The organism is Acetohalobium arabaticum DSM 5501 (genome assembly GCF_000144695.1).
GTDB classification, from domain to species: domain Bacteria; phylum Bacillota; class Halanaerobiia; order Halobacteroidales; family Acetohalobiaceae; genus Acetohalobium; species Acetohalobium arabaticum.
On record NC_014378.1, the window covers coordinates 1,517,839 to 1,540,623 of the forward strand.

General features: G+C 40.6%; 23 protein-coding genes and 1 riboswitch. Of the genes, 1 reads left to right on the plus strand and 22 read right to left on the minus strand.

The features are described 5' to 3' along the window. Window positions 1-22 precede the first annotated feature (22 nt). The 5 genes from recG to acear_RS07360 form a co-directional block, all read right to left on the minus strand. Entirely contained in the window at window positions 23-2,404 is a 2,382-nt protein-coding gene (recG, locus tag acear_RS07340) for an ATP-dependent DNA helicase RecG (protein ID WP_013278374.1), read from the minus strand. 65 nt (window positions 2,405-2,469) lie between these two features. After that, entirely contained in the window at window positions 2,470-3,330 is an 861-nt protein-coding gene (locus acear_RS07345) for a DegV family protein (protein WP_013278375.1), read from the minus strand. Between the two features lie 28 nt (window positions 3,331-3,358). Continuing rightward, entirely contained in the window at window positions 3,359-5,029 is a 1,671-nt protein-coding gene (locus acear_RS07350; protein ID WP_013278376.1) for a DAK2 domain-containing protein, read from the minus strand. After that, window positions 5,013-5,378 (minus strand): Asp23/Gls24 family envelope stress response protein, encoded by a 366-nt coding sequence (locus acear_RS07355; protein WP_013278377.1) that lies wholly within the window; start codon window positions 5,376-5,378, stop codon window positions 5,013-5,015. Before acear_RS07355 ends, acear_RS07350 begins: the two co-directional genes overlap by 17 nt. A 3-nt stretch (window positions 5,379-5,381) precedes the next feature. Continuing rightward, window positions 5,382-5,597, minus strand: a complete 216-nt coding sequence (locus tag acear_RS07360; RefSeq protein ID WP_013278378.1) for a DUF1858 domain-containing protein — start codon at window positions 5,595-5,597, stop codon at window positions 5,382-5,384. Window positions 5,598-5,766: 169 nt separating this feature from the next. On the opposite strand from acear_RS07360, the gene rpmB reads away from it, so the two are divergent. Beyond that, complete coding sequence (gene rpmB / locus acear_RS07365) at window positions 5,767-5,997, plus strand: 50S ribosomal protein L28 (RefSeq protein WP_013278379.1); 231 nt, start codon at window positions 5,767-5,769, stop codon at window positions 5,995-5,997. Window positions 5,998-6,061: 64 nt separating this feature from the next. Here the strand turns inward: rpmB and acear_RS07370 are convergent, their stop codons facing one another. From acear_RS07370 to fmt, 17 genes are all read right to left on the minus strand, one after another. Then, window positions 6,062-7,240 (minus strand): NAD(P)-dependent malic enzyme, encoded by a 1,179-nt coding sequence (locus acear_RS07370; RefSeq protein WP_013278380.1) that lies wholly within the window; start codon window positions 7,238-7,240, stop codon window positions 6,062-6,064. Window positions 7,241-7,343: 103 nt separating this feature from the next. Next, window positions 7,344-7,526 carry a hypothetical protein gene (locus acear_RS07375; RefSeq protein ID WP_013278381.1) on the minus strand — a complete coding sequence of 61 codons (183 nt, stop codon included), beginning with the start codon at window positions 7,524-7,526 and terminating at the stop codon, window positions 7,344-7,346. A 78-nt stretch (window positions 7,527-7,604) separates the two neighbouring features. Then, complete coding sequence (gene alr / locus acear_RS07380) at window positions 7,605-8,732, minus strand: alanine racemase (protein WP_013278382.1); 1,128 nt, start codon at window positions 8,730-8,732, stop codon at window positions 7,605-7,607. Window positions 8,733-8,858: 126 nt separating this feature from the next. Further along, on the minus strand, window positions 8,859-9,329 hold the full coding sequence (gene ribH, locus acear_RS07385; protein ID WP_013278383.1) for a 6,7-dimethyl-8-ribityllumazine synthase: 471 nt from the start codon (window positions 9,327-9,329) through the stop codon (window positions 8,859-8,861). A gap of 29 nt (window positions 9,330-9,358) precedes the next feature. After that, entirely contained in the window at window positions 9,359-10,573 is a 1,215-nt protein-coding gene (locus tag acear_RS07390) for a bifunctional 3,4-dihydroxy-2-butanone-4-phosphate synthase/GTP cyclohydrolase II (protein ID WP_013278384.1), read from the minus strand. A gap of 22 nt (window positions 10,574-10,595) precedes the next feature. Beyond that, window positions 10,596-11,249, minus strand: coding sequence for a riboflavin synthase (locus tag acear_RS07395; protein WP_013278385.1), 654 nt, complete (start codon window positions 11,247-11,249; stop codon window positions 10,596-10,598). A gap of 5 nt (window positions 11,250-11,254) precedes the next feature. Further along, the gene (gene ribD, locus acear_RS07400) at window positions 11,255-12,370 is read right to left on the minus strand and encodes a bifunctional diaminohydroxyphosphoribosylaminopyrimidine deaminase/5-amino-6-(5-phosphoribosylamino)uracil reductase RibD (protein ID WP_013278386.1); all 1,116 of its coding nucleotides are present in this window, start codon (window positions 12,368-12,370) and stop codon (window positions 11,255-11,257) included. A 382-nt stretch (window positions 12,371-12,752) separates the two neighbouring features. Further along, a riboswitch (FMN riboswitch) is annotated at window positions 12,753-12,904 on the minus strand. A 62-nt stretch (window positions 12,905-12,966) separates the two neighbouring features. Continuing rightward, entirely contained in the window at window positions 12,967-13,614 is a 648-nt protein-coding gene (rpe, locus tag acear_RS07405) for a ribulose-phosphate 3-epimerase (protein WP_013278387.1), read from the minus strand. Beyond that, complete coding sequence (rsgA, locus tag acear_RS07410; protein ID WP_013278388.1) at window positions 13,608-14,495, minus strand: ribosome small subunit-dependent GTPase A; 888 nt, start codon at window positions 14,493-14,495, stop codon at window positions 13,608-13,610. The genes rpe and rsgA overlap by 7 nt, the downstream gene beginning before the upstream one ends. A gap of 17 nt (window positions 14,496-14,512) precedes the next feature. After that, a complete protein-coding gene (pknB, locus tag acear_RS07415) occupies window positions 14,513-16,456 on the minus strand; it encodes a Stk1 family PASTA domain-containing Ser/Thr kinase (protein ID WP_013278389.1) in 1,944 nt (647 codons plus the stop codon). Between the two features lie 19 nt (window positions 16,457-16,475). Then, window positions 16,476-17,186: a Stp1/IreP family PP2C-type Ser/Thr phosphatase gene (locus acear_RS07420; RefSeq protein WP_013278390.1), complete on the minus strand. Its 711-nt coding sequence runs from the start codon at window positions 17,184-17,186 to the stop codon at window positions 16,476-16,478. A 27-nt stretch (window positions 17,187-17,213) separates the two neighbouring features. After that, entirely contained in the window at window positions 17,214-18,266 is a 1,053-nt protein-coding gene (gene rlmN, locus acear_RS07425) for a dual-specificity RNA methyltransferase RlmN (protein ID WP_013278391.1), read from the minus strand. A gap of 27 nt (window positions 18,267-18,293) precedes the next feature. Then, window positions 18,294-19,640: a 16S rRNA (cytosine(967)-C(5))-methyltransferase RsmB gene (rsmB, locus tag acear_RS07430; protein WP_013278392.1), complete on the minus strand. Its 1,347-nt coding sequence runs from the start codon at window positions 19,638-19,640 to the stop codon at window positions 18,294-18,296. A gap of 14 nt (window positions 19,641-19,654) precedes the next feature. Further along, window positions 19,655-20,329 carry a DUF6391 domain-containing protein gene (locus acear_RS07435; RefSeq protein ID WP_013278393.1) on the minus strand — a complete coding sequence of 225 codons (675 nt, stop codon included), beginning with the start codon at window positions 20,327-20,329 and terminating at the stop codon, window positions 19,655-19,657. Window position 20,330: 1 nt separating this feature from the next. Next, the gene (locus tag acear_RS07440) at window positions 20,331-21,032 is read right to left on the minus strand and encodes a zinc metallopeptidase (RefSeq protein WP_013278394.1); all 702 of its coding nucleotides are present in this window, start codon (window positions 21,030-21,032) and stop codon (window positions 20,331-20,333) included. A gap of 14 nt (window positions 21,033-21,046) precedes the next feature. Next, entirely contained in the window at window positions 21,047-21,820 is a 774-nt protein-coding gene (locus acear_RS07445) for a DUF116 domain-containing protein (RefSeq protein WP_013278395.1), read from the minus strand. Next, window positions 21,810-22,775 (minus strand): methionyl-tRNA formyltransferase, encoded by a 966-nt coding sequence (fmt, locus tag acear_RS07450; protein WP_013278396.1) that lies wholly within the window; start codon window positions 22,773-22,775, stop codon window positions 21,810-21,812. The genes acear_RS07445 and fmt overlap by 11 nt, the downstream gene beginning before the upstream one ends. Window positions 22,776-22,785 lie beyond the last annotated feature (10 nt).

Below are 22,785 nucleotides of genomic sequence, written 5' to 3' on the forward strand. Positions count from 1 at the left end.
TTTACCAGCTTCTTGTTATCTATTAACTAACATCTATTAGCTCAAAACCATCCCCAAACTTAGCCTGAAGCAGATCAGCCAGCAGTTGATGCTCCTCCTGCTGTAGTTTAGGATCGCTGTCTACTACTTTTCTGGCTTCCTTTCGGGCTAGCTCCACTAGCCTACTATCCCGCAGCAGATCAGCCACCTCCAGATCAGGCAGCCCATGCTGGCGGGTACCAAAGAACTCACCCGGTCCTCTAAGCTGCAGATCCTCCTCAGCAATCACAAAACCGTCAGTGGACTGAGTCATAATCTTCATCCGCTCTCTACCAGTCTCAGTTCCAGGATCAGCAACTAGAATACAATAAGACTGATACTCACTTCTGCCGACTCTGCCCCGCAGCTGATGGAGCTGGGCCAAACCAAAGCGCTGCGCATCAAGAATAACCATCAGCGTAGCATTGGCTACATCGACTCCTACTTCAATTACAGTAGTAGAGACTAAAATATCGATCTGCTGGCTGCGGAAGCCCTCCATTACCGCTTCCTTCTCGTCCGTCTTTAACTGACCGTGTAATAGACCAATCTTAAACTCCGGAAAGATATCCTCATCCAGTTTCTCAGCCATATTTTCAGCCGATCTAACATCCAGCTCCTCCGATTCTTCTACTAACGGACAGACTATATAGGCCTGCCGTCCCGACTTGACCTCCTGCCGGATAAAATCAAAGATCTTATCAAAATCCTTCTCTCTTCTCCATTCAGTTATCACCGGCTTTCTGCCCGGCGGCAGTTCATCAATTACCGACAGATCAAGATCACCATACAGCGTTAGAGCTAATGTTCTCGGAATCGGAGTAGCCGTCATAACCAGCACATCAGGATTCTCACCCTTCTCCTTGAGAATAGCCCGCTGTCTAACGCCGAATCTATGCTGTTCATCAGTAATTACCAGCCCCAACTTGGCAAAGCTGACCTCTTCTTGAAGCAAAGCATGAGTCCCAATAACTATATCCACTTCACCGCTCTCAATGCCGGCAATTACTTCTTTTCGTTCACTCTTCTTTAGGCTCCCTACCAATAATCCTATCTGTAGTCCATACTCCTCTAATGACTCCTTTAGACTTAAGTAATGCTGCTCAGCCAGAATCTCCGTAGGAGCCATCATAGCTCCCTGATAACCGCTGCTTACAGCCTTAAGTAAGGCTAAAGTAGCCACCACAGTCTTTCCCGAACCTACATCGCCCTGCACTAATCTATTCATCACGATACTGCTTTCAAGATTATCCTTAATCTCCGCCCAGACTCTACGCTGAGCAGAAGTTAATTCAAAAGGTAAATCCGATAAAAAATTAGTAATTAATTCATCACTTCCGGTATGTACAAGACCTTCCTCTTCTGTTAAAAGATCAGTCTTCTTTAACAGAATTCCCAGCTGTAAAATAAATAATTCACCAAAGGCCAATCTTTGTCTAGCCTCTTTTACCTCCCGAATCTGATCAGGAAAATGTATCTTATAAAGTGCTTCTTTAACATCCAACAGATCATACTTATCCTTTATTCCCGGAGATAATGACTCAGGAAACCGATCTAGATGTTCTTTTAAAATTCTGCTCACTATCTTTCGCAGTAGATTCTGGCTTAAACCCTGCGTAGTCGAATAGACCGGCAGAATCTTACCTGGATCTAACTCTTTATCGCTATCCATTATTTCATAATGGGGATGAGTAATCTGTAATTCTCCATACTCCTGCTTTACTTCACCGCTAAAGGATACCGCCATTCCCGGCTTAAACTTCTGCTTAATATAGGACTGATTAAACCATACTCCAGCCAGCCGCCCGGTATTATCACTGATAATCACTTTAGTAATTGTCAATCCTTTACGCGGACGGAGCTCAGTAGAATCAACTACCTGACCTGTTGCAGTCACTTCACTGTCCGGGGATAACTCTCTAATAGGAAGGTTCTTACTCCAATCCCGATAATCACGCGGAATATAGAATAACATATCCCGCAGAGTATCTATCTCTAATCTAGCTAACTTCTCAGCCCGCTTCTTGCCGACACCCTTGACATATCGGATCGATTTCTGCCAGATTGGGGGTAACCGCTGCATAGAATCCTCTTCGACTGTTTCCTCTTGGATTAAATTAGATAAACTGTTAAATAATTCCTGCCCAGCCGCCAATTTTTTCTGTCTCTGTTTTATCTGAACCCGGGAGTAATCAGAAAAAAGTTCTTTTAAATCAGCTATTAATTCTAATACTCGCTCATCACTGCTTAATTCAGCCAGCCTATCAAGCCACTGCAGAATATAATTATCAAATCCACCAAAAACAGAAGAATTATTATAGCCAGCCTTCTTTTCAATTCCAACCGGCTTCAATAATTTCTGTAAAATCTCTTCCTTATCAGCCATCAAATCCACCTCAAACAATTAAAAACTTCTCCGTTTACTATATTATTAGGTTATCCAACCTCTTGCTATAATATTACAACTCCTAAAGCACCAGGGCCTACATGGGTACCGATTACAGGGCCGATCTCTGAAACTACAACACTCTCCCAGTCAGCCAGCTCTATAATCTCACTCTGCAGCTCCCGTAAATCATTCATAGCCGCTCCATGCAGTAATGCCAGCTTAGGGGGAAAATCCAGGGTCCGTTCTTTTAATTTCCGCCTTGCCAGCCGCTTAACCTTTCTGAATAATCTCTTCTTCCCCCGCACTTGAGAATGGAAATTAACTTCTCCAGTTTCATCAACCTCCAGAATAGGCTTTATATTCAATAGATCACCTAAAAAGGCCTTGGCTTTACCGATTCTCCCGCCCTGCTGTAGATACTCTAAAGTATCGATGGTAAAGAGAATGCTGACTGCATTCCGCCTCAATTTAATTCCTTCCATTATTTCTCCAATATCTCTATCCTGACTAACTGCCTCAGCAGCATAAATAGCCAAAAAACCCAAGCCTAACGAAGCACTTTTAGAATCTATCACTCTAATATCTACCTCAGCCTCTTCCTGTACAGCCTCCGCAGCTAACTGAGCCGTCCTGTAAGTACCGCTTAACTTATCAGATATGTGAATCGAAATAATAGTATCATACTCTTCAGCTAACTGAAAATACCTTTCCTTAAACTTACCTACCGCAGGCTGAGAAGTAGTCGGCAGCTCATCTTCCTGTTCTAATCTTTCAAAAAACCCTCTAGCCGAAATATTTATCTTATCTATAAAGAACTGATTGTCGATATTTACAGTTAGCGGAATCATTCCGATTCCAAACTTATTCAACAGACCTGAAGAAAGATCAGATGTACTATCAGTTACCACCTTAATTGCTGACATAATTTATCTCCTACCTTCACTTTAATAATTATTCTACAGCTATTAGATAGTAGTAAAGAGGTTGTCCTCCGTTACAGATTTCTAAATCCAATTCCATAACTTCATCCTCTAATCTCTCTTCCAATCTCTTCACTTCCTTCTCCTCAACCTCATCTCCAACATAGATAGTAACTAAATAATCCTCTAGCTCAATCAATTTATCCACTATTTCTGTAGCCGCTTCAATTCTATCTTTAGTTACAACCTCAATATTACCTTCTACTAAGCCTAATATATCCCCTTCTGCAATATTCAGATCATTGAGGTCAGAATCACAGACAGCATAGGTAACTTCTCCTGTCTTAACTTCACCGGCTTCCTCCTCCATCATCTCTTTAATCTCTGTCAACCGGCCTGCCGGGCTAAACATCATCATGGCTGCAATCCCCTCGGGCATAGACTTAGTTGTAACTACTTCTATTTCCTTATCAGCAACCTCTACTACCTGTTTAGCCGCCGAAATAACATTCTTATTATTAGGTAGGATGATTACTTTATCAGCCTTGACCTCTCTAATTGCCTCCAGTAGATCCTCAGTACTGGGATTCATCGACTGGCCGCCTTCAATTACTAAATCAACTCCTAAGCTGTCAAAAAGATCTATAATTCCTTCGCCAGCAGCCACAGCTATAACACCGATTCTATCTTTCTTCTCTTCTTTAACTGCTTCTTCTGACTCTTTGGCAACTACTCTATTCTCATGCTGTTCTTCTTCCATATTATCAATTTTAATTCCTGTCAAGCTTCCCGCCTCTAGGCCTGCTTCCAGCACCAAACCAGGATTATTGGAATGTATATGTACCTTAATAAAACCATTCCCCTCCACAACCAGCAGCGAAGCTCCATACTCTTCTATTCTACCCCTCAATTCCTTGCTGTTAAGTTCAGGCTCCTTAATTATAAATTCAGTACAGTACTTATACTCCAGACTCGGAAGCTGTTTGGATTCAGCTTTAGAATCACTAGCAATATCATCCTCAGCCGGCTTACTATGAGTTATATCATCTGCAGCAAAGTACTTATAGATACCTTCCAAAAAAATTTCATAGCCTCTACCGCCGGCATCAACAACCCCAGCCTCCTTTAGTGGAGACAGCAGCTGAGGAGTCTTTTCTACAGTAGATTCAGCCTGCTTAACTACCGCCTGCAAGAATTCATCCACTTCCTTTTTTTCTTCAGCTAAGGAAAGAGCAGTCTCCCCAACTTCTCTGGCTACAGTTAAAATTGTACCTTCAGTCGGTTTCATAACTCCTTGATAAGCAACTGCAGCTGCATTATCTAAACCGCTGGCTATTTCAGCTATCCCGAGCCCATCTTCAGCCTTAATCTCTTCCGAAAAACCACGCAGAAGCTGAGAAAAGATAACGCCTGAATTTCCTCTAGCTCCCATTAATGCTCCAGCAGCAAAGGATTCCAGTAGTTCAGAAACTGACTCTGTTGTAAGCCCTTCAATTTCATCTACAGCCTTCGACAGCGTCAAATACATATTTGTTCCCGTATCACCATCCGGAACCGGAAAAACATTTAATCTATCTATCTCCTCTTTAAAATCAGCAAAGTAGTCTACAGAAAACTTTAATGCCTCCTTTAACTGTACTGCATTTAAAGTATATAATTTTCCTTTTGTATTAGACTGCTTCACCTTATTCTTCGACCTCACCTACTCTCACTCCTTGCACATTAATATTAATCTCACTCACCTCAACACCTGCTAACTCTTCTAGCGTATACTTTACCTTATCAATTATATTATTGGCCACTTCAGAAATATTGACGCCGTATTCTACTATTATATATAAATCGATACTGACTGTTCCTTCACCAACTACAACCTCTACTCCTTTGCGGAGATTCTCCCTTCCTAGTAATTCGTTCAGACCGTCCTTAACTCGCTGTGTAGCCATCCCCACTAGACCATAACATTCAACAGCCGCCATCCCAGCAATAATTGAAATAACCTCTTTAGAAATTGTAATCTTTCCTAATTCATTTTCAAGTTCCTGCTGCATAATTTATTCCTCCTTCTCCTCCATTTTTTCTACTGCTTTATTTAAATCAGCTAACAGACTTTCTAAATCTATTTCATGGTTAAAAGCTATCTCCTCAATCTGGGCCGAATCAACCCCCAGACAGCCACTACAGCTTAGGCCATAATCCGATAAAACCTTTTTAACCTCAGGATACTCTTTTAAAACATCTAAAACATACATATCCTTTTTTATCTTCATCACTATCTCCCCCTACCTACATTAAATATTCAACAAACCTAGCTAAATTCCTCCGCCATCTAATAAATAAGAATTTAGTCTTGTCATTTAGTCTTATCTTATGATAAAATAATTAAGTAAGTTTGTCAATTCCAATCAAATATCCGCTTTGTTAGGGAGGTGTTCAAATATGGCTAAACATTGTGAAATATGTGGAAAAGGTTCAAATAAGGCAAATGCTGTTACTAGACGAGGTAAAGCAAAAAAAGAAGGTGGAGTTGGACGCAACGTAACTCAACGCGCCAAGCGGACTCAAAAGCCTAACCTCCAGAAGGTAAAGGCAATGGTTGACGGCAGTCCTAAACGTATCCACGTCTGCACTAAATGTCTTAAAGCAGGTAAAGTAGAAAGAGCATACTAATTCTACTTAAATATACAGCAGGCCTAGATAATTAATTATCTAGGCCTTAATTTTTATCTACAAATTATATTTCCTGCCTTGCTACTCCACTCTCTACAGCAGCTTTAGCCACTGCAGTTGCAACCTCTGGCACTACCTGTTTATTAAACGGATCAGGAATAACATAATCCGCCTTAAGCTCCTCTTTAAAAATCAAATCTGCTATAGCATAAGCAGCTGCTATCTTCATCTCTTCATTAATATCAGCCGCTCTGACATCCAAAGCTCCCCGAAAGATACCAGGGAAGGCTAGAACATTATTGATCTGATTAGCATAATCCGAACGACCAGTTCCTACTACCTTAGCCCCTGCTCTTCTGGCTGCCTTAGGCCTAATCTCCGGTACCGGATTAGCCATAGCAAAGACAATAGGATCCTCAGCCATAGAAGCCACCATATCTTCAGTTACAATCTCCGGCGCCGAAACTCCTATAAAGACATCAGCTCCTTTCATAGCCTCAGTTAGATCACCGGTTAAATTCTTTTGATTAGTCATTTCAGCCATCTCTGACTGAATCTCATTCATCTCTTCCTGGTCAGGATGCAGAATTCCAAAAATATCAGCTAAGATTACATCCTTAACACCGACACTCAATAATAATTTAGCAATAGCAATCCCCGCTGAACCGGCTCCATTGACAACTACAACTGCTTCCTCCAACTCTTTATCTACATATCTTAAAGCATTAATCAACCCCGCCAGAACCACAATAGCGGTACCATGCTGATCATCATGAAAGACAGGTATATCAAGCTCTTCCTTTAATCTAGCCTCAATCTCCATACAGGCCGGCGCAGCAATATCCTCAAGATTGATACCGCCAAAGGTAGGTGCCAACCTCTTAACTGTCTCAATTATCTCATCAGTCTCCTGAGTATCCAGACAGAGTGGAAAAGCATCCACTCCCGCAAATTCCTTAAATAATACTGCTTTCCCCTCCATTACCGGCATCGCTGCCTTCGGGCCTATATCTCCCAGCCCTAATACTGCACTTCCATCAGTAACTACTGCTACTAAGTTACCCCGGGCAGTATATTCATCAGCTAACCTATCATCTTCCTCAATCTTGCTACAGGGAGCAGCAACCCCCGGCGTATAAGCCAGACTGAGCTGATCTTTATTCTCTACTGGAACCTTACTTTCTATACTCAACTTTCCTTTATGTTCTCGGTGAAGCTTTAAAGCTTCTTCATCTACTGACATAATTAAATACAGCCTCCCTTGCTATCTTTAGCTATCTATATTATACAACACGACTCTAATTTCTAGATTATAATCATTATTTCCTGCTTTTAACCGATTCTTTTTATCTTATTTTCACAATCTCTTTAGAAGTTACATAAGTTGACAGCGGCATCTCAAGGGCTTCAATCTTAATATAATCCTCTGTTATATCAGTAACTTCAAAATAAACCTGCTTAGTCTCCGATGCCTTAATTACGATATCCCCAATCCGAAACTCATTATTCCGCTGAGGAGAATCAACCATAATACCCCCTCCATGATAAAAATAATTACTATTAAATTATATGCTGAAATTAATTGATTTAGGAGGGAGAAGCAAATACTAATTTACATAAATTCTAGGCACCCGCTTAGTAATCTTAGAAATAATCTCATAATTAATTGTACCGACTAAATCAGCCAGCTCCATAGCAGTTACCTCTTTATCATCCTGCTTACCGATCAATATAACTTCGTCACCAACACTAACCCCCGGTATCTCCGTTACATCCACCATAAACTGATCCATACAGACTCTGCCCCGAATCGGCGCCCGTCGACCGTTAATTAAGACATCCCCTTTATTACTCAATGCTCTAAAGTAACCATCTGCATATCCTAGGGGAATAGTGGCAATCTCAGCCTTATCAGCAGTAGTATAGGTTGCACCATAACTAATACCGCAGCCTTTATCCACCTCCTTGAGATAGACTATCCGTGCTTTCCAGTTTAAAACCGACTTTAACTGGAGGCTGTCGCCCACTTCATCCGACGGCCGCAGACCATAGAGCATAATCCCTGCTCTAACAAGATCCAATTCCATCTCCGGCAGGTCAATAATGGCAGCACTATTAGCACAATGCTTAACCGGAATTCTAATTCCAGCAGCTTCTAAACATTCAATAGCATAATTGAACTTCTGCCACTGCTGTCTAGTATACTCCTTATCCGCTTCATCAGCAGTAGCAAAATGAGTCAGCAGACCTTCCAGTTCTAGATGGGGGAAACTACTCAGCTTCTGGGCAAACCCAACTACCTCATCCGGCTTAACTCCCAGTCTGCCCATTCCGGTATCAACTTTAAGATGGATCTTCTGTCTGCTCTCTAATTGGGCATTAATCCTTTCTAATTCAACAGCAGTCTCCAGTTTAGAAACTGTAGGAATTAATCCATACTTAGCTAATAGAGGAATCTGTTCAGGAAGCACTTCTCCTAATATCTGAATCGGCACTTCGAATCCAGCATTACGCAGTTGGACCCCTTCTTCAGGCAGCCCAACAGCTAATCTATCTGCCCCTGCTTCAACAGCAGCCCTAGCTACCGGAACTGCTCCATGGCCGTACGCATCTGCTTTAACAACAGCCATCACCAGAGTATCAGCCGAAACCCTAGCTCTAATCTGCTTCAAATTAAATCTGATATTCTCCAGATTTACCTCAACCCAGACAGGTCTGTTGAATTCATTTCCCAATTTAATTTGATTCCTCCTAAAAATTTAATTTCGTTACAAATAGTATATTCACTTAATATATTATAACTTTAAAGCGGACTCCATTCAACTGGAGTCCGCTTTTCTGTCTGAAATTAGACAAGAGTCTTACTTTTCAATTTCTGTAATTAAGTTAGCCATCTCCAGAGCACTGACTGCTGCTTCCCAACCTTTATTTCCAGCTTTAGTACCGGCTCTTTCAATAGCCTGTTCAATAGTATCAGTGGTAATTACACCAAACATTACCGGAATCTCCTCTTGTAAACCTACCTTGCCTATTCCTTTAGAAACCTCATTACAGACATACTCAAAATGCGGCGTATCACCTCTAATAACAGCTCCCAGACAGATAACAGCATCATACTTTCCGCTTTTAGCCATTTTCTTTGCAATCAACGGAATCTCAAACCCACCCGGTACCCAGGCAACCTCTACATCCTCTTCAGCTACATCATGTCTCTTCAAAGCATCCATAGCCCCTGATAATAACTTATTAGAAATAAATTCATTAAACCGTCCTACTACAACTCCAAACTTCAGACCCTTCCCAACTAACTTGCCCTCAAATACCTGTTTCATTATAAAATCTCCTCTCTAAAATAAATTAATTATTTATTAAAACCGTCAACCAACATATGACCTAACTTTTCTTTCTTTGTCCGCAAATACTCTTCATTATTACAATTAGGTTCTACTTCTATTGAAACCCGCTCAGTAACCTCTAGACCATATCCTTCCAGCCCCACTATCTTGCGCGGATTATTAGTCATCAATCTAATACTACTTAAATTTAAATCAGTCAGAATCTGAGCCCCGATACCATAATCGCGAAGATCAGCATCAAAACCTAACATTTCATTAGCCTCAACAGTATCCTTACCTTCATCCTGCAGCTCATAGGCTTTAAGCTTATTGCTCAAACCGATTCCTCTACCTTCCTGCCGCATATAAAGCAGTACTCCTGCACCTTCTTCTTCGATCTTGGTTAGAGCTCTCGCCAGCTGCTCTCCACAGTCACAGCGCAGTGAACCCAAAGCATCACCGGTCAAACACTCAGAATGAACTCTCACTAAGACATCTTCTTTATCCTCTATATCTCCCTTGACCAATGCTATATGGCAGTTCTGGCCGTTATCCTCTACATAGCTATAAGCCTTAAAATGTCCATGCTTGGTCGGCATGTCTACTTCAGCAGTTCTTGTAACCAGTTTATCACGCTTAACCCGATACTTAATCAGATCTTCGATAGTTATTATCTTTAACTGATGCTCTTCTACAAACTCCATTAACTCCGGCACCCGGGCCATAGTACCGTCATCACTCATAACCTCACAGATAACTCCAGCCGGATACAGACCGGCTAACCTAGCTAGATCAACTGCTGCTTCAGTATGTCCAGCTCGGCGTAAAACACCTCCTGGTCTAGACCTTAGAGGAAATATATGTCCCGGACGAGTAAAGTCTTCCGGCTTCGAATCCGGATTCAACACTTCTCGAACTGTCTGGCATCTTTCATAAGCTGAAATACCGGTAGTTGTATCCCGATGGTCAATCGAAACAGTAAAGGCAGTTTCATGAGAATCAGAATTATGCTCAACCATCTGCGGAAGCTCCAGCTTATCCAGCCTTGTCCCAACAATCGGTAGACAGATTAATCCCCGGGCATGCATGGCCATAAAGTTAATTGCTTCAGGAGTAACCTTATCTGCTGCCATAATTATATCTCCTTCATTCTCTCTATCCTCATCATCAACTACAACTACCATCTTACCTTCTTTGATATCCTTAATTGCTGCCTCAATTTTATTGAATTCAAAATCCATTCTTTAGTCACTCCTTTATTGATTATAAAAATCCATTCTTCTGTAATAAGTTCAAATCCACATTAGACTGGTTATTATCTGACTCAATCTGAAAGTTCAACATTCTCTCTACATACTTACCGATTAGATCAACCTCGAGATTTACAGTATCTCCTATACTCTTCTGGCCTAAGGTAGTCTCCTGAGCAGTATGAGGAATTAGAGAAACTATAAATTCAGTTTCCTCCAGTTCAGCAATAGTTAAACTGATTCCGTCAACAGTAATTGATCCTTTAGGAATCAAATATCTTTTCAAATCTGAAGGCAGCGAAACGGTCACTAAAATAGCATTATCCTCCCGCTGCTTCTTTTTAATCTTACCTGTCCCATCTATATGACCCGAAACTAGATGGCCGCCTAATCTATCCTGCAGCCGCAGTGCCCGTTCTAGATTAACCTTAGAACCGATCTGTAATTCAGCCAGACTTGATTTACGCATTGTTTCCGGCATTACATCAACAGTAAAATAATCCTCACCAAAATCAGTTACCGTCAGACAGACGCCGCTGGTAGCAATGCTGTCTCCTATCTTTACATCTTCCAGCACCTTATCAGCCTTAATCTCCAGTTCAACCGACTGGCTACCGCGATTAATAGAACTAACTTCTCCCATCTCTTCTACAATTCCAGTAAACATTATCTTCACTCCTTATAGTCCGGATAGCCTACAATCAGAATATCATTGCCTATAGTAGACAGTTCATAATCTCCAAGTTCGATTCCATCAGCTACTTTATCAACCCCTTGACCGCCAACTGCTTGCACAGCCTCACTGCCCCCGATGAGTTTAGGAGCAATAAAATAAAGAATCTTATCTACCAGCTCTGTAAATAAAAAAGAGGTATTAATCCGGCTTCCCCCTTCTACTAATAGACTCATAATCTCCATTCTACCTAACTCAGCCAGTAAGGAATCAAGATCTATCCTTCCCTGCTTGTCCGGCAGAAAGATAACCTCAACTCCAGCCTCTTCTAGTTTAGCTGCTTTTTCTTCATCAGCAGTCTCAGCTGCAGCTACTACTGTTTTGGCTTCAGATTCTTGAGTAACCAGATTGGAATCCAGCGGAATCTCTAACCTGCTGTCTAGTACTATCCGGATTGGATCCTGGCCATCCTGCTCAGGCAATCTAGTAGTTAACCGCGGATTATCAGACAGGACCGTTCCAATCCCAACCAAAATTCCATCAACTTCATCCCGCAGTCGGTGAACATATCGGCGGGATTCTTCTCCGCTAATCCACTTGCTGTCACCGGTTTTAGTTGCAATCTTGCCATCCAGAGTCATAGCATTCTTTAAGATTACAAAGGGACGTTCTGTAGTAATATACTTTATAAATGCCTCATTTAACTCTTTAGCCTCCTCTTCTAATAAACCGCTTTCTACTTCAATTCCTGCGTCAGCCAGCTTCTGTAACCCCCGGCCGGCTACTTTAGGATTTGGATCTTTCATTGCCGCTACTACTCTGCTTACCCCCGCTCCGATTAACGCCTTAGTACAGGGCGGAGTCTTTCCGTAATGAGAACAGGGCTCTAGTGTAACATAGACTGTTGCATCTTCTGTTTTGTCAGCTGCATCCTGTAAAGCATTGACTTCAGCATGCGGCTTACCTGCAGCATGATGGTAGCCTTGCCCTACTATCTCGCCATCCTTAACAATCACTGCTCCTACCATGGGATTAGGACTGGTTCTGCCCCGTCCTTTAGCTGCCAAATCCAGAGCCAGCCTCATATAATCAATATCTCTATTATAATCCGCCATCTAAACACCTCATTTCTATTTTAGAATCATGCATTCACTTAATACATACTTTCCCAGTTAACCTGCTTTTATTAATATAATATATCACTTTATTGTAGTGCATTATCCAGGCTAAAGCTGCAGAATTATAAATAATCTTGTGCAGTTATTATTGATATATTTCAAAAAGCAACTTAAAGCAGCCCCAAAAGAAAAGAGGATTAAGATATAAAGTAGAAGTTTTAAGCCATAGCTTCAAGTATAATTTATTGCTAATTGATGAGGGCTGATTTTGGCAGCGTTTGAAATATATCAACTCTCAAGTGACGCATCATATTATATTAATAAATGAAAAAATTCCCAAAGTAACTCCGGGAATTTTATTCAGGCCTAACAAGGCCGTAGATGTCTTCTCCCCTCCAGACTTTACTGTCGGTTTTGGAATCTCACCAAATCAACCATTATAGGCTCGCGGACTGAATCTTCAAGCTACTGAAACTCCAAGCTAAAGATAATACCGCCGGTTAGGAATTCCACCTAGTCCCGAAGCAGTAATATTCAATTCTCTATATTAGAATATTCTATAGCCAATAGCTAATTCCTTGTTTCAATTTAAACTATTTACAGCTTTCTTGTAGGTCAACAACTGCTTGTCCAGGATCATCACTGCCAAAGATAGCAGAACCGGCTACTATTACATTAGCCCCAGCCTCAACTACTCGGTCTACATTATAAGGCTTAATACCTCCATCAACCTGAATATCAATATCTAAATTATTCTGCTCAATTCTTTTTCGTAATCTATTTATTTTAGGCAGCATATCCTCGATAAACTTCTGTCCCCCAAAACCGGGATTGACTGTCATTAGCAACACAAGATCAAGTTCCGGCAGAATATGGTCTAAAGCTGTTAGCGGTGTAGCCGGATTCAAAGCCACTCCAGCCTTTACCTCCTGCTCTTTAATATTCTGGACTGTACGATGCAGATGGGGACAGGCTTCAGCATGGACTGTAATTAACTCAGCCCCGCTATCAGCAAAATCAGGGATATACTGGTCCGGATTCTCAATCATTAAATGAGCATCCAACAGTTGATCTGTTTTATCACTAATAGCCTCAACTACCAGCGGTCCTATAGTAATATTAGGTACAAAGTGGCCGTCCATTACATCTAAATGTAGATATTCCGCTTTACTGACCTGCTTTATCTCCTCTTCTAAATTACTGAAATCAGCTGCTAAAATTGATGGTGCAATCTTTACCATTGGTTATCCTCCCCTTTAATCTCTGATAAAAAGCTTAAATAACTATCATATCTAGATTGGGGAATCTCTCCCTCTTCTAAAGCCTGCTTAACTCTACATTCTGGCTCACTGGAATGGAGACAGTCATTGAACTTACACTGTCCGGTATATTCTCTCATCTCGCGAAAGAAATAAGCCAGTTCCCTCTCTGCAATGAAATCGATCCGCAGACTGGTAAAACCGGGGGTATCAACAACCAATCCACCGTTATCTAAAGTTATTAACTCCACATGCCTGGTGGTATGTCTGCCCTGTTTTATCTTCTGGCTGACTTTACCAACATCCATCTCAGCCTCAGGACTTAATCTATTTAATAGGCTTGATTTTCCTACCCCAGATGGTCCGGCTAGAACAGATAGCCTCCCCTGCAGCTCTTCTGTTAACCTATTCAAACCATGCTCAGTTTCAGCAGAAGTATAAACAACCCTATATCCAATATCTTCATAATCAGCCAGTGCTTCTTGAGCCTCATTGAGTCCAACTAAATCCACCTTATTTATACAGATTAATATCTCAAATCCATAAGCCTCAACCAGAAGTAGAAATCGATCCAACAATTCATAATTCAACTCTGGCTGTTGGCTAGCAAAGACCAAAACAACCTGGTCTATATTAGCCACTGCCGGCCGATCCAGCTTTGTTGAACGCGGCAGCAATTCTTCAATTACTCCTGTCTGTTCATCCTCATCAATAATAGAAAATTCAACTCTGTCGCCTACATAGAAATCGATATCCTCCTGACGGAATCTACCGCGCAGTCTGGTTTCATAAACTACATCTCTTTCAAAACTCAATACATAATAATAACCTGCATAAGCCTTAATTATTCGTCCAGTTTCCATTGTTCCCTCCTCAATTATTATAGTCTCTGCTCACGGACCAATCTATCATTGACATACACCTGTACTACTGTCGATCCTACACTGACAATCTGTTGTTTAACTAGATCGCCCGGATGATGGACCTGATTATAGATAATTCGCCGGCCGTTATCATCACGAACAATTATTTTAACCCGCTGGTCTTCTTCGCCGGGATTAATATTGACTCTAATATTGAATTCATGGACTTCAGAACCATAGGGATTTCTGATTCCTTCACTAACTACTAAATTAATAGGAAAACTAGGTACTACCTCAGCACCAGACTTCGGTTCCTGGTCCATAACCTCACCTTCAAAATAGCTTAAACTCTTTTTATACTTAACTTCACCAATAATTAAATCAAAATCACGCAGCCTCTTTTTAGCATTCTCTTCAGTCAAGCCGACTAAATTGGGCACCTTTACCGGCTTAGCTTCTTTTCCTTTACTGATTATTAAATCAACCTCAGTATCTACCTTAACTTCCTTATTAGAACTGGGAGTCTGGCTAACAATCAGCCCCTTCTTAATCTCATCATTAAAGACATATTCAACCTCACCTACTTCTAAATCTTCTTCTTCAATCAAAACTTTAGCTTCTCTAAGCTGCTTGCCCATCACTCCAGGTACCTTAATTAATTTCGCACCTTTGCTGACAGCCACACTTATATCCCGGTTCTGCTTAACTTTTTTACCGGCTTCAGGATATTGTGAAATAATATGCTCTTCAGGAATATCATTATTATAACTGCGGTTATAAATTTCAAGCTGTAGCCCCTTGTTTTGCAAACTCTGTTTAGCAGTTTCTAAATCTTTTTCAACTAAATTAGGTACTTCAACAACAGGTACTTCGAAATAACTAATAACCTGATGATAACCAAATACTAAACTACCAGCAATCAAAACCACTACCAAAGACCAGATAACGAGGCTCCGATTCTTCTGACAGAAACTGGAGGCTTTATTAGACTGTATATAATTTTCTTCTCTGTAGTCCTCATCCGTTACATTCGATAACTGCTTTGTGGGATAATCATTCTTGGACATAACAATAGTCTCTTCCTGCTCCTTATCAGTCTCTGCCGCAGACTTATCTATATTATCCTTCTCCAACTCCTCTAATTCTTTCAAAGCCGCTTTAACATCAACTAGCATCTTCTTAACATTATCATAACGTTCCTGCGGCTTCTTACTAACTGCCTTTAAGACTATATTCTCAATCTGAGCGGGAATAGTATTATCAAACTTCGTCGGCGGTTCAGGCTCTTCTTTAATATGTTTTAAAGCCACAGAAACAGGAGATTCCCCTCTAAACGGAACCTCTCCCGTTACCATCTCATAAAGAACAATCCCTAATGAATAGATATCAGTCCGATTATCAAGCTTATCTCCTCTGGCCTGTTCTGGCGAAAAATAAGCAGCTGAACCTATCACTGTATCCGTCTGTTTTAGAGTCGAAGAAGAAGTTACAGCCCGAGCAATACCGAAATCAGTTAATTTAACTACATCTTCCGAGGCTAACAGTATATTACCAGGTTTAATATCACAGTGAATAATCTGTTTTCGATGGGCCGTAACTAAAGCATTACATATCTGTTTAGTAATCTTTAGAGCAGATAAAGAATCAAGTTTGCCCTGCTTTTGAATCCTATGCTTCAAAGTCTCCCCCTGAACATTCTCCATTACAATATAATGAGTACCATCATCCTCACCTATATCAAAGATATTAACAATATTAGGATGTGTGAAATTAGCTACTGCCTGTGCTTCCCGTTTAAACCTCTCTATAAACTCTTCATCAGTAGCAAATTGAGGCCGCAGCACTTTGACTGCTACCCTGCGGTTTAAGAGTTTATCTGTTGCTTCATAAACTAGCGCCATTCCGCCTGCTCCGATTCTGTCTTCAATTTTGTAACGATTATTTAAACATCCACCAATCATTCAAGTCACCTCTATAATTTTAGCTAACCGCAAAGAGATTAATGGTTATATTATCATACCCTCCGAATTCTTTAGCCCGCTGAACCAGTTTATCAGCCTTCTGTTGTAAACTCTTCTCTTCCAGTAAAATTGATTTAACTTCTCTATCACTCAACATAGTATTTAATCCATCACTGCATAATAAAAAGAGGTCGCCTGTTTTAGCCTCTAATTCAATCAGGTCTATATCTACCTGACTTTCAGTTCCTAAAGCTTGCAATAATACATTACTCTGCGGATGATCTTTGGCTTCCTCAGCAGTTATTTTACCGTCTTTAACCAATCTATTTACCAGTGAGTGGTCCTCAGTTAGCTGCTTAAACTCTCTGTTTCGCAGTAGATAGGCCCGACTGTCACCTACATGACCGATATAAACTTGATTTTCACTTAAAACAGCCGCCGTTAAGGTAGTTCCCATTCCCTGATACTCAGGATTCTGTTCAGCTTTATTTTTAATCTGATTATTGATAGCTTCAATAACTTCAATTAAGTCTCCAGGTACTCTATTGAAACTAAAATTATGATCTCGTAGCATCTCAATAGCTATTGAGCTAGCCACTTCGCCGGCATTATGGCCGCCCATTCCATCAGCAACAGCAAATATTTTAAGTCCATTCTGTTCAGTCTGTAGATAATTATCCTCATTCTGTTCTCTTATCTTTCCACAATCCGATTTGAATCCAGATTCCATTAAATCACCCCACTTATCAACTTCAAACTAACTATTTTCAGTCCTAAGCTGTCCGCAGGCAGCTTCAATATCATTTCCTCTCTCCTGGCGAACAGTAGCCTGAATATTATGCCGATCCAGTATCTCTTTAAACTCCTTAATAGCTTTCCGATTAGGCCTTGTAAGTCCCAACTCCTTTACTGGATTAACAGGAATTAAGTTAACATGACAGAGCAGCCCTGATAATAATTGAGCCAGCTTCTCAGCATCCTGGCGCCGGTTATTAACACCGTCTACCAAAGCATATTCAAAAGTAATCCGCCGGTTAGTCTTCTGTAAATAATACTCACAAGCAGCAATTAATTCTTCCAGGGGATACCGCTTATTAATCGGCATCATCTCACTTCGGAGTTTATCTTCGGCAGCATGTAGTGAAATAGCCAAAACCAACTGCAGCTCCTTATCAGCCAGCCTCTTAATCTGGGGTACTAAACCACAGGTAGAGACTGTTATTCTCCGCATAGATATATTCAAAGCTTTCTCAGAATTTAGAATATCAATTACCCGCAGAAAATTATCATAATTAGCCAGCGGCTCCCCCATTCCCATAAAGACTACATTCGATATCAATGATGGATCATAGCCATTAGACCCCATCAGCTGCTGCACTTTTAGAATCTGACTTACAATTTCACCAGTAGTTAAATTCCGTTCTAATCCCTGCTGTCCAGTTGCACAGAAGTTACAGCCCATTCCGCAGCCTACCTGCGTAGAAACACAGATACTATTTCTGCCATCCTGATAAGGCAAAAAGACCGTCTCGATCTCTTTGTTATCCTCCAGTTCAAAGAGAAATTTAACTGTACCATCCTCTGACTTAGCCCTAGTTATCTCCGTAAGCTGCTGGATATAGGCCTTGCTTTGGAGTCTACTGCGTAACCCTTGACTTAGATTAGTCATTTCTTCAAAATTAACAGCACCCTGTTTATAGATCCAGTTAAATATCTGCTCTGCTCTAAAAGAAGCTTCACCTAATTCATTATTAATAAAATTTTCTAATTCAGTTAAATCAAAAGAAATAAGTTCTGCTTTATCAGTCATTCTATCTTCCTTTCTACAGTCTAAATATCAAACCCTTTTCTTTAACTTAGCAATGAAGAATCCCTCATTGGTCTGCCAGGTAGGCAGTAGCTGAATACTGCCCTCTAAAATAAACTCAGAACTGATCCCCAGCTTATCAGCCCAGCTACTTAAATCGACTAACTCAAAGTCTGAATTCTGGGCTAAAAATTTATTTATTACTTCTAAATTTTCTTGGTGGGTAATAGTACAGGTACTATAAACCAATTCTCCTTTCGGCTTTAAGAATCTACCGGCATTATTTAAAAGCTCAAGCTGCAGTTCAGCTAATGAGTCAATATCCTGAGGCTTCTTCTGCCATTTGATCTCCGGCTTTTTAGCTATCATCCCTAGCCCAGAACAGGGAGCATCAACCAAAATTCTATCAAATTTTTTCTCAAACTTCAGACTGCGGCCGTCGCCAGCCCGAGTTCTGACGATTCGAATACCTAACCGGTTACAGTTTCTTTCAATCAGCTCCAGCTTATCCTCATGTAAATCATTGGCTACTATCTCCCCCTGATTAGCCATCAATTCAGCCAAATGAGTCGTCTTACCGCCAGGGGCACTACATAGATCTAAAACTATATCTTTAGGCTGCGGGTTCATAATATGTCCCGCTATAATAGAAGCCAGACCCTGAATCTGAAAGTATCCAGCTGTAAAGGAATTCGATTGGAAGAGAGAAGAAGAATTAGTAACTCTAAAGGCTTGAGGAATCTCAGAAATAGCTTCTGTTTCTATCCCTACCGAAGCCAGATCTGCCTGTAATTCTTCTGCTGTTACTTTAAGCCGGTTCTGCCTAATAATCTTGCTGGGTATTTGATTGAATGCAGAACAGATATCAACTGTCAATTCTACTCCATATCTTTTAACCCAGGTTTCTACCATCCATTGAGGAAAAGAATATTTGTATCTAATATGCTGTACAGGATTGCTCTTTAATTGAGGAAATTCAATTTCATCCAAACTGCGGAGAATACTACGTAAAATCCCATTCACAAAGCCGGCTGCACCGCTATGCTGATAATCTTTAGCCAGTTCCACTGTTTCATTACAGGCTACAGCATCAGGAATGCTGTCCAAAAACCGAATCTGATACAGCCCTAACCGTAATATATTCCGCGTCCACTTATCCATCTTATTTACTCTTCGATCTGCAAACTGATTCAGAATCCAGTCCAGATGATTACGCATCCTCAAGCTACCATAGATTAACTCAGTAGCCAATCCCCTATCCTGGTCCGCTAGATTATACTTTTTGAAGAGATGATTCAATATTAAATTCGAATAGGCTCCTTCTTCATTAACACGGTATACCGCTTCTACAGCAGTCTGACGTCCATTCTTGGTCACTATTTTACCTCCAATCAATAAACCTCTAATCTATCTGTTTTAACGAATAATTTCTGCGGCTGATTGCTAAGACTGATGCCAAAGAAATTATTAAACTCAGCTTCAGACCTAATCTCTTTAATCACCATACCCTCTACATCGGTCGAAGTAGTCAAGAATCTCTGAGTATACCTACCTACAATAGGCCCTAACAGCCTAGAACAGACAACAGCAACCAGTACATATAGAATAGTAAAATGTCCAGTTGATAATAATAAACCAAAAAAGATTAAAGCCGATAAAAGATTACCAACCATTAAACTGGTACCACATCTATCATGAATAACTAAGCCCTGCTCTCCAGCCTTCAGTCTCTGCAGCCCTTCCTGGGCTGCTTGCTGTAACACTACAGGATTGATAATTCCCTGAATCAAGAAACCATCCTCTCGGGCCAAACCGGACAGCTGCTGGTGACCGTATGATTCTTCTAACACATTAATGGTAGCATGTTCTAGAGCATGATTCCTCCTTAATTTAGGATTCACAGCAATCTTGATAATCTGTCCAGGAGCAGTCAGTAGAATAATTAATGAATCAAAGGTAAACTTGAAAGGAATAAATAGAACCAACAACATCATTAAGAAACCAACAGGAATTAATAATGACGGAAACAGTACTACAATTAATAATATAATAAATAGCAGCGGCATATTAATTATCATCCAGCATACTAGCCATCATCAGCAACCGCAGCATATGGCCTATAGAAACTAAGACGGCTGCTACATAGGTCAAAGCAGCTGCATTCAATACCTTCTTAGTCGATTTTACCTCATCACTAGCCAGGTAATTACCATTCCGCAGAAATTCAATAGCCCGAGTACTGGCATTAAACTCTACCGGCAGCGTTACAATCTGAAATAAAACAGCTCCCGCAAAAATAACCAGTCCTAACTGGACTAAAAATTGTGACCTAAAGAAGAAGAAGCCAAATATTCCTAGCGGCAGCCCTAATTTAGAACCAAAATTAGCTGCCGGCAGTAAAGTGTGACGAATATTCAACGGCAGATATTCTACAGCATGCTGTACAGCATGACCGGTTTCATGGGCTGCTACTCCTAGAGAAGCCAATGATCTCCCATTATATACTTCTGACGATAAGCGAACTGTTTTACTGCGGGGATCATAGTGATCATTTAAACTTCCACTGCCCTTTGCTCTTTCTACTGTTACATCTCGAATACCTTTCTGCTGTAGAATATCCCGAGCTACTTCTGCTCCAGTATAGCCTTTGCTAGCTGCTACATTTAGATATTTATTGAAAGTGCTCTTTACTTTATATTGGGCATACATTGAAATCAGTAACGCCGGTATCAGAATAAAAAATGTCGGATCAAAAAACGGAAAAAACATATTAACCCCCTCCTTTATAATAGTTTATTAATAGCTTTTTCTAACTTTTCGATCTCAACCAAAGTATTAATACAGGGGCCTTCCGGCCGAATATTAACCACTCCGATCACCGGCAGCGGATAAGTATCCTGAATTCCGCTGGTTAAGTCCCGTTCACAAGCCACAGCAATAATAGCTCTAGGCTGCACCTCTTTGATTATCCTTCGGGCTAGAGTCCCGCCGGTTGCCACCGCTACCTTAATACCATACTTATCCCTTAACTGAAGTATATCATCTACTGGACACCGACCGCACCTACGGCAGTTATCGAGATCATTGGTTATTCTATACTCACAGTCTACCTGTTGGATACAGTGCGGCAGTAACATTAGAATATTTTCCGGAGCAACCTCCAGCCTATTCGGTTTAACTAACTGATTATTAACCCGAATAAAAGAATTCTTGATTTCTAATCTGTCAAACCCCAATATCTTACCCAGATAAATAACTAAAGGGAATAAATAAGAAATCACAATTCTAATCGGTCCATAAAAGAAGGAAACCGGCTCATTCTTCCGCAGAATAATTAAAATACCGACTATTCCCAAAACAACAATTAAGCTAAATAAAGTAATTATTATTCCAACAACTAATAGAATAATCCGACTAATATGATTAAAATTAGTTAGATTTAAATACCAGATCCCACTTACTATAATTCCCAGAATCATCACTGATAATACCAGTAGACTCAAAAACAATTTTCGATCTCTGGTATTTTCTTCATTCTGCTGCATCTTAATCTTCATTCTGATCCTGGTCAGTAGCTAATAAAGTTCCCTCTTGTAGATCATAGCCCCTAAGGAAGTCATTAGCCGACATACGCTGTTTATTCTCCGGCTGAACCTCATTAATCAACAGTTGACCTTCACCGCTTTGAACTATAAAACCGGATTCTGCTTCAATATCGACTACTGTTCCAGGAATTACAGAAGGTTTGGTTTTCGAATCATAGATCTTACTGCCCCAGACTTTAAGTCTATTATCATTATAGAAAGTATAGGCACCTGGCCAGGGATTCATACCCCGAATTAAGTTCTTGATCTCATAAGCACTTGCCGTCCAATCAATCCGCCCTTCTTCCTTATTAATCTTTTGAGCATAGGTAGCCTTTCTATCATCCTGCGGAATTCGTTCAGCCTCTCCGGATTTAATTAACTCCAGAGTTTCAATCAAAACATCAGCACCTAAAACAGCTAATCTATCATGTAATTGGCCGACAGTCTCTTCAGAAGTTATCTCAACTTCTTCTTGTAAGATCATATCACCGGTATCCAGTCCTTCTTCCATATATATTGTAGTAATCCCTGTCTTCTCTTCACCATTAATGAGCACTCGATGAAGAGGACCAGAACCTCGGTACTTAGGAAGTAGCGAAGCATGAACATTGATACATCCTAATTTAGGCAGCTCAAGAATCTCGTTATCCAAAACTTGGCCGTAGGCAATTACTACAATTACATCAGGATTTAATTCTTTAAGTTTAGCCACTGAATCAGAACTGTTGATATCTTCAGGCTGTAACAGAGTTAAATCCTCTTTTAGAGCTTCTTTTTTAACTGGCGATGGGTGCAGCTTCTGTCCTCTACCCCTAGGCCGGTCAGGCTGGGTAACAACTCCTATTAGATCAGTAAACTCTTCTTTAATTAATCGTTTAAGTGTAGGTACTGCAAAATCAGGAGTTCCCATAAATATAACATCCATAAAATAGCTC